The 14,051-nt window shown below is 49.4% G+C and carries 8 protein-coding genes; all 8 read left to right on the forward strand.

Annotated elements, in window-relative coordinates; genetic code table 11:
- The first annotated feature begins 585 nt into the window (after positions 1-585).
- The 8 genes from GWR21_RS02465 to GWR21_RS02500 all read left to right on the forward strand — a co-directional run bounded on the left by GWR21_RS02465 (position 586) and on the right by GWR21_RS02500 (position 14,041).
- A complete protein-coding gene (locus GWR21_RS02465) occupies positions 586-3,774 on the forward strand; it encodes a SusC/RagA family TonB-linked outer membrane protein (protein WP_238430142.1) in 3,189 nt (1,062 codons plus the stop codon).
- 12 nt (positions 3,775-3,786) lie between these two features.
- Complete coding sequence (locus tag GWR21_RS02470) at positions 3,787-5,610, forward strand: RagB/SusD family nutrient uptake outer membrane protein (RefSeq protein WP_162330200.1); 1,824 nt, start codon at positions 3,787-3,789, stop codon at positions 5,608-5,610.
- Positions 5,611-5,622: 12 nt separating this feature from the next.
- Complete coding sequence (locus GWR21_RS02475) at positions 5,623-6,330, forward strand: DUF3823 domain-containing protein (RefSeq protein WP_162330201.1); 708 nt, start codon at positions 5,623-5,625, stop codon at positions 6,328-6,330.
- 127 nt (positions 6,331-6,457) lie between these two features.
- Entirely contained in the window at positions 6,458-6,901 is a 444-nt protein-coding gene (locus tag GWR21_RS02480; protein WP_162330202.1) for an SRPBCC domain-containing protein, read from the forward strand.
- 137 nt (positions 6,902-7,038) lie between these two features.
- Positions 7,039-7,629, forward strand: a complete 591-nt coding sequence (locus tag GWR21_RS02485; protein ID WP_162330203.1) for an RNA polymerase sigma factor — start codon at positions 7,039-7,041, stop codon at positions 7,627-7,629.
- Between the two features lie 49 nt (positions 7,630-7,678).
- Positions 7,679-8,863, forward strand: a complete 1,185-nt coding sequence (locus GWR21_RS02490) for a FecR family protein (protein WP_162330204.1) — start codon at positions 7,679-7,681, stop codon at positions 8,861-8,863.
- A 255-nt stretch (positions 8,864-9,118) separates the two neighbouring features.
- Positions 9,119-12,661 carry a SusC/RagA family TonB-linked outer membrane protein gene (locus tag GWR21_RS02495; protein WP_162330205.1) on the forward strand — a complete coding sequence of 1,181 codons (3,543 nt, stop codon included), beginning with the start codon at positions 9,119-9,121 and terminating at the stop codon, positions 12,659-12,661.
- A 12-nt stretch (positions 12,662-12,673) separates the two neighbouring features.
- Positions 12,674-14,041, forward strand: coding sequence for a RagB/SusD family nutrient uptake outer membrane protein (locus tag GWR21_RS02500; RefSeq protein WP_162330206.1), 1,368 nt, complete (start codon positions 12,674-12,676; stop codon positions 14,039-14,041).
- Positions 14,042-14,051 lie beyond the last annotated feature (10 nt).

Raw genomic sequence — 14,051 nt, forward strand, 5'->3', positions numbered from 1 at the left:
TATCACCTTTTCCGGACTGTGGTTATGCAACGCCTTCGATGCGCTGTTAATTATTACAAACAGGTAATTTATTGCCATCTGAACCCCCCATAATGCGTCCTCTAAAGTGCTCCCATCCCTTCAAAATTATTACTTGCTCAAGTCAACGAAATGAACGCAGCTGGTCATCAAGGGGACTAACGTACATGCGCAACTGACTGATTGTAATAACAATGCAACTAATTGCCTGTGTCAATTTTTGGGGTAACGTCATTGTATATCCTATAGACACGAGCACCCCTGCATGCCCCATTCCGCCAACCCGGTGAGCCCTTACCCACACACTCAAAAGCCAGCCACATCTGGCAGAAAAGGCAAAAATCTAAAAAATAATTCCGATTAACCCCTCCATTAACCCTTTTGTTAAACCTTTTTTAACCTTCCCGTTAGTTTCTTACACCCACAGCCAAATGCATAGATCTATGTCAGTGAATCCAGCATAAAACTCTTTAATCCAGTTATGAAACCACAATTCCACAGACCTCCTCTTTAAAAGGACAAAAAGCAAATATGAAAAGATCCACGTCTGAAACATGCATGCATGTTATGAAAAAAAGCGGCCACTCCCTGTTCCTCCCGCTATTCCTCATTACCACCATGCTGCTATCCCAACCGGGACATGCCACAGCACAACAACGGGACAATACAGGGGCAACACCTGCTAACACGATCAGCGGACAGGTCATCGACTCCGCCAATGGCGGGGTCCTTGAAGGTGTCACTATCGGCATTGCAGGTACCTCTGCCGGCGCCATCTCCGGCAAAGACGGCCGCTTCTCTTTTAAAGCACCCGGCGGCCAGGCGACTTCCCTGTACGTACGCCTCGTCGGTTACCGGGAGCTCAGGGTCCCCTGGAACGGTACAGGCAATCTGCTCATACGGCTGCCTGCCACGACCGCCGGCCTGAACCAGGTCATTGTAACAGGTTACGGTACACAACGGAAGGCCACTGTTACCGGTGCGGTATCTGTTATTAAGGCGGCGGAGCTGGTAACGACCAGGAACGAGAACGTGATCAATATGATGACGGGAAAACTTCCCGGATTGAGAGTCGTGCAGAAGAGCAGTGAACCCGGAGCTTATGACAACGTATTCGACATCCGGGGAATGGGCAATCCACTGGTCGTGATCGACGGAGTGCCAAGAAGCGGTGGCGACCTGTCCAGGATGGACCCTAACGAGATCGAAAGCATCTCCATCCTGAAAGATGCTTCTGCCGCCATTTACGGGGTAAGGGCGGCAAACGGGGTGATCGTGGTAACCAGCAAAAAAGGTACCCGTAGTCAGTCAGGCAAGTATGACATTACCTACGCGGTGAACCAGAGCTGGCAGCAGTTCCTGAATGTGCCGCAGGGAGTGAACGCCCTGCAGTATATGATGCTGAAGAATGAGAAACAGAAGCGTGACTTCGGGAATAACTTCTATAATCAGATGCCGCCGTCTTTTTCAGATGCAGACATGGAGCTGTACAGGAATGGAACGCTTTTATCGTCCGACTGGGTAGGTGCCACCATGCGGGAGTTTGCCCCCGAAACGCAGCATACGCTGAGTGTCAATGGCGGCAATGACAAGGCTAACTATTTCTTCAACCTGGGGTACTTTGATCAGGATGGGCTGTTCCGTAGTGGTGACATGCACTATGACCGCTGGAACTTCCGCTCTAATATCAATGCACGGATCAATGACCATATGCGCGCGCAGTTGCTCCTGTCGGGCTATACCGATACAAAGCATCAACCTGGTGGCAGAGGTGTATGGGAGATGTTCAAGTATACATGGAACCAGCTGCCGACAGACCAGATCTATGCCAATAACAATCCCCTGTATCCGCACCTGGAGCCGGATAATGCCAATCCGGTAGTGATGACGGATGCTGACATTGTCGGGTCTCAGGCATTCAAGAACAGGAACTTCCAGGGACAGCTGGCGCTGGAATATGACATTCCCGGTATACAGGGCCTGATGGCGAGAGGAATGTATAACTACGGATTTAACATCGTAGACAATACGATGATCAGGAAGTCCTACAACCTGTACGAATACGACCGGCAGAATGATAAATACCTCCCTACGCTGGTCAACTCACCTTCTACGGTGAACAGGACCTACGGTAATAATACTTCTTCATTGTACCAGCTGTCGCTCAACTATAACCAGCATTTCGGAGGCAGGCATCACGTAACCGGCCTGCTGTTGTACGAGGAAAGCCACTCCATGGCGGATAATTTCTACGCACAGCGGGAGTTTTCTCTGGGACTGCCTTATCTGTTTGCAGGCGATCAGACCAATCAGCTGGGAAGTATGGATGGCAACGGATTATGGGAGACGGTGAACAAAGGGCTGGTTGGTAAAGTGAACTATGACTTTAAAGGGAAATACCTGTTTGACTTCAGCTTCCGTTATGACGGTTCCAGTAAGTTTAAACCTGGCGCGCAATGGGGATTCTTTCCCGCTGTGTCGATGGGCTGGCGACTGAGTGAAGAGCCTTTCATACAGACGATCCTCTCTCCCGATATCCTGAACAACCTGAAGCTGCGTGGTTCTTACGGTAAGACCGGTGATGACGGTGCTACCGGTTTCCAGTATATATCCGGCTATAACTATCCTTCCCCCGGTTATTTCTTTGGTGGTAATTACGTGAACGGAATGGTATCCAGAGGTGTTGTGAACCCTGATCTGACATGGTATACGGCGAAGACGCTGAACATGGGTGTTGACTTTGATGTCCTGAAAGGATTACTGGGTGGTTCAGTAGATTATTTCATCCGTAACAGGGACGGACTCCTCGCTACAAGGACCACTACGTTACCAGGTACGGTAGGTACCAACCTGCCGCAGGAAAACCTGAACAGCGACAGAACAAGCGGGTTTGAGATCGTATTGACACACCGGAATTCCGTGGGGGATGTCAGCTATAACATCAGTGCCAATGTCGCATCCACACGCACCATGTTACGCACGGTACAGCAAACGAAGGCCGGCAATTCCTACGAGCACTGGAAGAACTCCCAGCAGGACCGCTATACGAATATCTGGTGGGGTAAACAGTACGGCGGACAATTCGCTACCTATGACCAGATCTATCAGCATACTATCAATACTGGTGGTGGTAACCAGGGCATCGTACCAGGCGACTATTACTATATCGACTGGAATAATGACGGCGTGATCGATGGGAAAGATGAGTCTCCGATCGCCACACGCGATATTCCATTGGTCAACTTTGGTATGACCATAGGCGCGGGATGGAAGGGATTCGATGTGAGCATGCTGTTACAGGGAGCGACCGACTTCTATGTACAGTATGCGGAGCAGATGGCCGAACCCCTGATGTATGGGCGTAGTGCACTGACGCCCTTCCTGGACAGGTGGCATACGGCCGATCCGGGTGCAGATGTGTTTGATCCCAATACGGTATGGGTGGCTGGTAGGTATCCCGCTATGGGCTCTCCAACTGCAGAAGGTACCAAAGCGGTACAGGATGCTTCCTATGTGAGGATCAAGAGCCTGGAACTAGGTTATACCATTCCGAAGAAGCTGCTCAGCCGTGTGGGTATCACTAACCTGCGCGCCTTTGTCAACAGCTACAACCTGGCCACTTTTACCGGACTACAGTACAGTGATCCCGAACACCCGGGTACGGTGGCAAACGGGGCAGACTGGAACTATTCCCAGGGCGGCTATAAATATCCTATGAACAGAACATTCAGCGTAGGAGCGAGTGTCACTTTCTAAACTGAAAATTACATGAAGAGCAAGATATACATTGGTATCATTACTATACTCACGCTATTGATGCAGCCCGGCTGCCGTGATCTGGACATTGACCCGCTGAATGTGATCCAGGATAAGGACGTATTTGCCACAGAGGCCGGCGTCTCCGGATATATGGCTACGATCTACAGGGCGCTGCCGATAGAGGATTTCTTTTACCAGCAGGCAGGTTCCGGATTTAACCGTGGATGGGAACATTTTTACCATCCCGGTGCGCTGTGTGGTGAAATGGTCGGTCCTTATGGCAGTACCTATGATGGTGCCGGTGGCTTCGGCTACTGGCCTTATGGTGATATCCGTACGGTCAATTATTTTATAGAAAATCTGCCCGTATTCGGTACAGGATTTTCCAGGGAACAGATAGATGCATGGCTGGGAGAAGCTTACTTCTGTCGCGCGTACTTCTATTTTGCACTGGTCAAACGTTACGGCGGTATACCCATCATAAAGAAGGTACAGCACTATCCGGAGCAAAGTCTGGAAGAACTGCAGGTACATCGTGACAAGGAAATAGATGTATGGAATTTTGTGGCTGATGATCTGGATAGTGCCTATGCAAAGATGCCCGCCACCAGTCCACGCGGACGTGCGAATCGCTATGTAGCGGCGGCATTGAAGTCAAGGGCTATGCTATACGCAGGCTCCATTGCCAGGTATGGTGCAGACAATTTTGTAGCCGGAGAGGCACGGGAAAAAGGATATGCTGGTATACCGGCTGGTGCGGCGAACGGGTTTTTCCAGCGGGCCTGGGATGCGGCAAAACTGCTCGAAGGGCATTACTCCCTGTATCGTAAAAAGACAGATAAGGAACAGAATTATGCTGACCTCTTCCTTGATAGGGAAAGTACAGAGAATATACTCGTACGCGACTACTCCCTGACCAGCAATACTGCGCATAGCTGGGACGCTACCATGACCTGCCGGTTTATGACCGCCGACGGCCTTTCCCGTGCCTATCCGACACTGGAACTGATAGAGCGTTTCTCCGGGTCACTACCTGTCGTGAACAATGATGGCACACCACGCCGCTTCGACAATACCGCTCAGCTGATGCAGGGCGTTGAACCCCGCTTGCTCGCGACGGTGTACTTCCCCGGTGCAGCATTGAGGGGAAAGACCTTTGATATGCAGCGTGGTATTTATGAACAGTTTCAGGGTACTGCTGCCGCGGAGGTAGGGCAGAACCCACCTAACCGGGCATTCAGACATCTTGCCGGAAAAACAGAAACGCTGTATGATGGTATGCGCATCATCGGTTTTACGGGTATCAGCACTGATGATGACAATCTTACCCGTACCGGTTTCTATGTAAGGAAATACATTGATTACAACCGGGCACAGTCAGCCTGCGGATTATATCAGAGCACACAGAGCTGGATCGATATGCGTTACGCCGAAGTGCTCTTGAACAGGGCAGAAGCGGCGGCAGAACTGAACAACATGACGGACGCAGTGAATGTGCTGAATGATATCAGAGACCGCGCCGGTGCGCCACTGATCCATACCGATATCACCATCGATACGGTAAGGAATGAACGTTGTAAGGAACTGGCTTTTGAAAAGCACTACTGGTGGGACCTCAGAAGATGGCGTATTGCTGACCGGCTGCTGGACAATACCAGGTATCATGCACTGATGCCCTATTATGTCGCCAACGAAAAGAAATACATTTTCCTCCGTGAAACGGAGCCATTCCAGCGCACGTACAACTTTGAAAAGAAGTTCTACTATGAGCCTATTCCCGGTGGCGAACTGGGTAAGAATCCTAACCTGTTTCCCAATAACCCTAATCATTAAAACTGACCAACCATGCGAAAGATCATATCAGGACTATTTTTGTTACTGGCTACTACCTTATTTACCGCTTGCTCGAAGGAGGATAACTATGACGGACCGGATGCTGCGTTTAAAGGCAGACTGCTTGACAATGACTCGAAGGAGAACTTCCTGACGGAGACCGGCGGTGTGCAGATCCGGCTGGAAGAATTAAGCTGGAGTGCCACGCCTACACCGCAATATATTCCGTCTAAATACGATGGTTCATTCGAAGATACAAAACTGTTCAGCGGTCACTATCGCGTAACGCCTGTCAATGGCGCCTTCTGGCCGGTAGAGGGGGTGGAGCTTGATATCAGTGGTACCACGGCACAGGATTTCACGCTGACCCCGTACCTCCGTATCACCCAGTTTGAACATCAGCTCGAAGGTACCACACTCATCATGCGTTGTAAATTGTCGGCGCCAAAGACAGCCGGCTTACCCCGCTTACTGGATATCAAGCCTTTTGTAAACGTAGATGATTATGTAGGAAGCGGCGCAACGATCAGTCAGTATACCGATCCGAACAAGGTGGATATTAATGCCGGCTGGTCGGCAGATATTGCCGGTAAGACCTATGAGATCAGGGTGCCGAACCTGAAGTCAGGCAGAACCTTCTACGCCAGACTGGGCGCACGTGTGGACGACAGCTACAAGCAATTTAACTATTCACCGGTAATTGAAGTAAAAGTTCCTTAAAAGTCATCAGGAATTCCTGATTACCCATGACGCTTCCGCCCCTTATAAATGTCTCTCCCGCACCTCCTGCGTAAGTGAAAATAGTTCCACCTTTACCATAGGTTTATAACGCTAAAAAACACGTACTATGGAAAAACAGGAATTTAGGATCATGATCAATGGTCCACGCGAAAAAGTGTGGGAAATATTATGGAATGACGCATCTTACAGAGAATGGACTTCCATTTTTGCTCCGGGCTCCTGGGCCAAGACTGACTGGAAAAAGGGCAGTAAGGTGCTATTCCTGGGTGGGGAGGATAATTGCGGCATGGTAGCCACCATTGCAGAGAATATACCTAATGAGTACATGTCTATTGAGCACCTGGGATCTGTTAAGGACGGGAAGGAAGACCTGGACAGTGCTGAAGGTAAGGAGTGGGCCGGGGCACATGAAAATTACACATTGAAAACTGTTGATGGCAAAACAGAACTGGTAGTAGATATGGATATTACCGAAACCCATAAGGACTATTTCATGGAGACCTGGCCGAAGGCGCTTGAGAAGGTGAAAGAGATCGCAGAAAGAAATTAGGCAGTCGTAAATAATGTAATAGGTCGCTTCCATTCACTGGAGCGGCCTATTGTTGTTTATGGGGATATATACTTATTCGGCTTTTTTACTACTTTAGCGCCCGGTTCAACCAACGACAGTGAAAGAATGAATGCAGCATGTCAGGAATGTTAGATAACGAAACAGCTTTACTGGAACAATTAGCGGCAGGTGATAAAGAGGCCTTTCAGGCTATCTATTACCACTATGCACCCCGTATTTATGGTAAGTTGCTGAAGTTACTCCACTCCGAAGACCTGGCGACCGAACTGTTGCAGGAAGTGTTTATTGTTGTCTGGCAGAAGCACCCGCTTATTGATCCCACCCGCTCATTCCGGTCTTATATCTTTAAAATAGCGGATAACCTGGCCATAGATCTCTTCAGAAAGGCCAACCGTAACACCCAGTTGCTAAACCGGCTCCTGGATGCCAGCATTGACCACTATACCCATACGGAAGAAAGACTTGAGCAGAAAGAAAGTGCATTCCTGCTCCAGCAGGCTGTTGATGCCTTACCTCCGCAACAGAAAATGGTGTTTACCCTTTGCAAACTGGAAGGTAAAAGTCATGATGAGGTCGGCCGGTTACTGGGTATCTCTCCATCTACCGTTAATAATCATATTGTTAAAGCGACCCGGTCCCTGAGGGAATACCTGGCCGGCCACCCGGATATTGCCGGAATGATCCTGCTCTATTTTATTTTAAAATAATTTTTCACCGGGAGTAGTTATTTATTCCCTTTCGTTCGTAATAGCTATTATGGAAGATGTTTTTCATGAGGACGAACTACGTGGTCTGTTCATTAAATTATTGCAAAGATCCTGTACCGAAGCGGAATTGAGGAAGCTGACAGCTTACTCAGCCGATGAGCGGTTCCAGGAGCTCTGGCAGGAACTGCTGGAGCAGGTCGACGTAGATGGAACAGCAGAAGAACTATACTCCATATACCGTCAGCCGGTAGACAGGGTGTTCAGCCGTCTTTCTTTCCTGACCGATCAATTACCTGTGGATGTGAGTAGTATACGTGTTCGTTCGCTGAAGCGCTACTGGTGGGCAGCAGCAGCTGTGGTGGTGATGGCGATGGCAGGCACCTGGTTTGTTACACAGCATATGCCCGCAGGTGATATTGCGGTCGTTTATGACAAGGCGCCTGGTGCTGACAGGGCGATACTGACCTTGTCCGATGGCAGAGAGATTTCCCTGGATAGTGCAGGTAAACAACAAATTGCGGAGGGCGCCACTGCTATTCAGCAAAATGGAGGTCTGCTGGCTTATAAGTCTGACGCACATGCTGCCGGTGCTGGTTTTAATACCCTGACGACACCTCGTGGTGGTCAGTTCAAAGTGATCCTGCCTGATGGTACGACCGTATGGCTCAATGCGGCCACATCCCTGCGTTATCCTACCGCTTTTGATGGCAGGGAAAGGGTGGTGACGCTTAAGGGGGAAGCTTATTTTGAGGTAGCAAAAGATCCGCAGCAACCTTTCCGGGTACAGATTGATGACCGTGCAACGGTAGAAGTACTCGGAACCAGTTTTAATATTCATGCCTATTCCGATGAAAGCCCGGTCAGTACAACGTTGCTGGAAGGTAAAGTAGCAATGGTGAGCAATGATGCTCCTGACCAGCGCGTTGTGCTGAACCCCCTTCAGCAGGTCGTGGCCGACAAAGGAACACTGACACGCAATAATAAGGTCAATATGGACCAGGTCCTGGCCTGGAAGAACGGGATGTTTAATTTTGACGGACTGGATCTGCCAGCTGTCCTGCGGCAACTGTCCCGCTGGTATGATATAGAGATCGTCTTCGAAGGCAAGGTGCCGACAAGAAAATTCGGTGGGGAAATACAACGTGACCTGTCACTGCAGCAGGTATTACGTATCCTGGAGAAGATGGATGTGAAATGCCGTATTGAGAATGGGAACAGGTTAATAGTCATGTAAACAGGTACTATAGATTAACATAAACAGAGAACAACAGTAAAGGGGACTTCAGCAAGGAATGTAATAGCCGCTCTACGGGGAGGTAGAACGGCTATGGTCGGAGCTTTCTAAACAAACAGCGTCTTCGCCAGACACTTATTATTTATCAACCACAACGAGTACAAAAGTATGATTTTTCAAGCTTCTTGTAACCGGCAGGGGATGCCTATGCCCGTCCGAAAGGGTAGCCGGTTAGTGAGTCAAACGCTACGTATTATGCGATTATCAACCATTCTGCTCCTGGTATTTATATTGCAGACCAGCGCCAGGAGCGTCTATTCGCAGCATATTACCTATTCCGGTAGGGATGTGTCACTGGAACAGGTCTTCAAAGTGATCAAACAACAGACAGGCTTTGTCGTCTTCTACGACCAGGAGCTGGTAGGAAGAACCAGACCTGTCACCCTTCATGCCACAGACCTGCCGCTGGAGAGTTTCCTGCATAAAGCGCTGGTAGATCAGCCGCTCGATTACACTATAGAGAACAAGACCATCGTCATCTCCAAAAGAGCGATGCCCGTGCCTGTACCTTATACGGCACCTCCTTCCATGCCGGTCGTCTCCGGTGTGGTGCTGGATGAAAGAGGGGTACCAGTACCCGGCGCAATTGTAAGACTGATGCCCACAGAAGACAGGGGCACCACTACCGTGAATGATGGTACGTTTATACTGTCGGCCGTTCCCGCGGGTAACTATACACTTGAAGTAAGGCACATGGCTTATCTCGTTGCCAGAAAGAAAATTACGGTAGCTGATACAGATGTGAAAGTGACCATTTCGCTGACACCACAGCAGCGGGAGCTGAAAGGAGTGGTGATCAGTACTGGCTTTCAGAAGCTGGAGAAAGCCGTCACACCCGGATCCTATACCGTTGTTACAGCGAAGGAACTGGAAGAGACGCCCGATATCAATCTGGCTAAACGACTGGAAGGTAAAGTACCCGGTGTACGCTTCGATCCTGTCAGCAACACTATCCAGATCAGAAGTGCCAATAACTTCCTGAAGAGCGCTCCACTGATCATCATCGATGGTTTTCCTGCAATGGACCAGAATCTGAACCTGCGTCCGGGATATACCCCATTACTGGGAGATCAGGTTGTTACCAATAATGCGACCCTCAGCGCATTCAACCCAAACGATATTGAAAGCATTACCTTTCTCAAAGATGCTGCCGCTACTGCTATCTGGGGTTCCAGCGCAGCTAACGGGGTGATCGTTATTGAGACAAAGAAAGGCAGGCGGGGAGAAGCCACGGCTGTCAATCTCGGTGCTATTGTCAGCGTTGCCGCGCCTGTCAGCTTTTCCAGGTTAAAAAGGATGAACAGTCGTCAGTATATCGACATGGAACAGGAAATGTTTGACGCCAATTTTTATCAGGACCCTTATACGCACTGGCGATATCCCAATCCCAGTGAAGCAGTAAAATATATGTTCCTGGCACAGCGCGGAGAGATCTCTGCCCAGGAGCGCGATGCACAACTGGAAAGGCTGGCTAACACCAATGCTGATCCGCAGATACGCAAATATATGATGAGGCCTGCTGTGACACAGCAATATAATCTGTCACTGGCGGGCGGTGGACGAAGCAGCAGCTATCATGTATCGGGTAATTATTCAAAAGACCAGCCCTCTTACCGGAGTAATAGTACGACCAACTATACGATGAACAGTAACTTCACCTCAGATATACTGGGGGGACGTGCGAAACTGAATGCCGGTCTGACACATAATTATTCCAGCAGTGTGGTGAACACGGCGACGCTGTCTGTTCTGCAGCCAGGCATGTTCGGTGTAAGACCCTATGATCTGCTGGTAGATCAGAACGGCCAGTCGATCAGCTATAACACCATTTTTAAACCTGAAGTAGAAGACAGTCTGCATAATAAACTTGGATTGCTTCCCTGGACATACAATCCCGTCGATCAACTGAACTATTCCAATACAACATACGAAAAACAGCAAACGCGCATGCAGCTGTCCCTGTCTGCCCGTATCAATTCCTGGGCGGAATTGCAGTTTTCCGGCATGTATCAGCGCAGTTCACAGGAGATCACCTCCCTCGATGAACCGGAGAGTTTCGATGCACGCGATAAACTGAACAATGCCACCTCTGTACAGAATGGTAAACTGGTATATGGTATCCCACTGGGAGGGATTATGAAGAACCTGAACACCTGGTCAACCGACTATGGCGCCAGGGCACAGCTGAACATCAATAAGCAGTGGAATAATATTCACCGTCTGACATTCCTGGCGGGTACGGATATCCGTGAAGCGAAATCCCATGGCTACAGACAAACACGCTATGGCTATGATGTCAATACCGGCACTGCACAGGCATGGAATGCAACCACCCCATACAGGTCGTTCTATGGTGGGAACGTAACGATCGGTTATCAGGATGGTGCAATGCTCTCTGATATAAAACGCTACCTGTCTTATTTCTCCAATGCCAACTACTCACTGCAGGATAAATACCACGTGTCTGGAAGTGTGCGTTTTGACGATTACAGTATGTTTGGTGTTGACCGTCATAACAGGGCTATTCCGCTATGGTCTGCCGGTTTGAAATGGGACCTGCGCAAGGAACAGTTTATGTCCGCTATTACCTGGCTGGATGCATTATCGTTACGCACTACCTATGGCACGGCAGGTACTGCGCCATCTTTTGGATCGAACATCACAATAGTGAACGTATATGCGCCTGACCAGTTCACGGGCCTGCCGTTTGCCAGTCTCGGTTCTCCGGGTAACCAGCAGCTGGGATGGGAAACAACCGCGACGCTCAATGGTGGATTTGAAGCAGATGTCATGCATGGTCTGCTCAATATTACGTTTGACATTTATAGCAAACGTCCCCGTGGTATCCTTGTAGACCTGCCTATCAACACTACCTATGGCTGGCAATCTGTTCCCTACAATACGGCTACTATGAAAAGTCACGGTCTGGAGTTGGGTATTAACGCCAATTTGATCCGTACACGTGACTGGAATTATAATGCGACCCTGAACCTTGCCTATAATACCAATAAAGTGACAGATGCACGATTCCCGGTTACCAACGCTGCTATTTTAGCGGATGCACCTATACAGGGATTGCCGATAGATTATGTCATGGCGCTGCCATGGGCAGGACTGGACAACCAGGGACAGACACAGATCCGTAATCATGAGGGAAAGATCCTGAATGCCTATGATGGCGAGCCTGTCACGGATAAGGACTGGATCGCTGTGGGCCGCAGAGAACCGCCGGTATTTGGTGGATTCATTCATACGGTCCGTTATAAACAACTGAGTCTTTCCGCCAGAGCGACCTACTATCTGGGACACAAAATATTTAAACGGGATATCCTGCCGGGATTGTATCCTTCATGGGGACAGGCCCCCGGATTCCTGAACACCTCCAGTGCACTGGTAGACCGCTGGCGTAAACCAGGTGATGAGGCTTTTACAACGATCCCTGGTTTGCTGAATGCGAATTCGACCAGTCTGGAAAGGTATGTTCAGTCAGACCTGAACGTGATCAGCGCTTCCAATATCCGTCTTGATCAGCTTTCGCTGAACTATATCGTAGGCGCGGGTATGCTCAAAAAAATCGGTGCTATCAAAAGTATGACGTTAGGTGCTACGGCTGGTAACCTGGGTGTGATATGGCGTAAGAATAAAGACGGGATAGATCCGATGTATGTACTGTCCAACAACTATGCAACCCTTGCGCCGTCGGCGACCTATACGTTCAACCTAAATGTCTCATTCTAATCGTTACTGATCATGTTTAGCATAAAAAGACTTTTATATATCACATTAGGTAGTGCCGCTATGTTGTGGAACACCGGCTGCCGCGACTATGTTGAGGTAATTCCGCAGGGGAAAAGAGCGCTGGTGAATACAGTAGATTACCAGTGGCTGATGCAGAATGAAGGCGACATCCGTGTGTCTTACAGCTTTCCCCTGTATGCTGTGGACGATTACGGTATTGACTATGAGCCCTTTCAAAATGGTATGGCCAGCGGGCAGGAAGCTGCCTACACATGGGCGGTAACGTTTGTTGGCGATCAGGACGATCCCGACTGGACACTGTTCTATAAACAGATCTATGTCTGCAATACCATTATCAGCGAAGTGCGTAACAGCAAGGGCGGCACGTCACAGCAAAAAGAACAGATACGCAGTCAGGCGCTGGTGCAACGTGCTTACGCTTACCTGATGCTCGTGAATAACTATGCGCGTCACTATGACAAGTCGACTGCCACAACAGATCCCGGTGTACCTCTGCTGCTGACACCTGATCTGTTTGCCTCGTTACAGCGAGCGTCTGTGCAGGCAGTGTATGATCAGATCATGGCGGATCTGAAAGAAGCTGCCGCTGTATTGCCTGATCAGTCCATCATTACCCTGCTGCCTTCTGCTACCTCTGCCTATGCGCTGATGGCCCGTGCAGCATTGTATATGGCCGATTATGAAAGTGCGGCTGCATACGCAGATAGTGCACTGGCCAGACAGTCGACCCTGATCGATCTGCGTTCCTATGCCAGTAGTACAACGTCTTTCCCCCAGATATATCAGGACCCGGAGATCATCCTGGCGAAGACGGTTGCCGTATCTCCTGTGTACGCATTGAGCACTGACCTTTTACAGCTGTTTGAACCAGGCGATCTCCGTTATGAGTTATATACAAATGATGGCGCCAACTTTGAGTGGACACCGTTCCCTGGTAGAGGTTACTGGCGCACCCGGTTGTCAAATACCAACGCATATACAGGTCCCGGTGTGCCGGAGATGATGCTCATCCATGCCGAAGCCGATGCGCGTAAAGGTAGAACAGCGGCTGCGCTGCGGACATTGAACAAGCTGCGGGAAAAGCGTTTCACAACCGATACTTATGCCGATCTGACTGCCAATAGTGCAGATGAGGCACTACGCCTTGTCGTGGATGAACGCCGCCGTGAACTGATGGGCAGTGGCCTGCGATGGTTTGACCAGAAGCGTTTGAACAGGGAGCCTGCATTTGCCAGAACAGTCATACGCAGGTTCCTGGGAACGATCTATACGCTGGAACCAAACAGTAACAGGTACCTATTTCCAATACCTTCAAAGAATATTCAATTTAACCCGGAGATTTCACAGAATCCGAGATAACTACATTAGC

It is taken from the genome of Chitinophaga agri, from assembly GCF_010093065.1.
Taxonomy (GTDB): domain Bacteria; phylum Bacteroidota; class Bacteroidia; order Chitinophagales; family Chitinophagaceae; genus Chitinophaga; species Chitinophaga agri.

Excerpts from the sequence above, each read along its gene's own strand:
- GWR21_RS02465 (WP_238430142.1), top strand. The coding sequence starts at position 586 with ATGAAAAAAAGCGGCCACTCCCTGTTCCTCCCGCTATTCCTCATTACC.
- GWR21_RS02470 (WP_162330200.1), top strand. The coding sequence starts at position 3,787 with ATGAAGAGCAAGATATACATTGGTATCATTACTATACTCACGCTATTG.
- GWR21_RS02475 (WP_162330201.1), top strand. The coding sequence starts at position 5,623 with ATGCGAAAGATCATATCAGGACTATTTTTGTTACTGGCTACTACCTTA.
- GWR21_RS02480 (WP_162330202.1), top strand. The coding sequence starts at position 6,458 with ATGGAAAAACAGGAATTTAGGATCATGATCAATGGTCCACGCGAAAAA.
- GWR21_RS02485 (WP_162330203.1), top strand. The coding sequence starts at position 7,039 with ATGTCAGGAATGTTAGATAACGAAACAGCTTTACTGGAACAATTAGCG.
- GWR21_RS02490 (WP_162330204.1), top strand. The coding sequence starts at position 7,679 with ATGGAAGATGTTTTTCATGAGGACGAACTACGTGGTCTGTTCATTAAA.
- GWR21_RS02495 (WP_162330205.1), top strand. The coding sequence starts at position 9,119 with ATGCGATTATCAACCATTCTGCTCCTGGTATTTATATTGCAGACCAGC.
- GWR21_RS02500 (WP_162330206.1), top strand. The coding sequence starts at position 12,674 with ATGTTTAGCATAAAAAGACTTTTATATATCACATTAGGTAGTGCCGCT.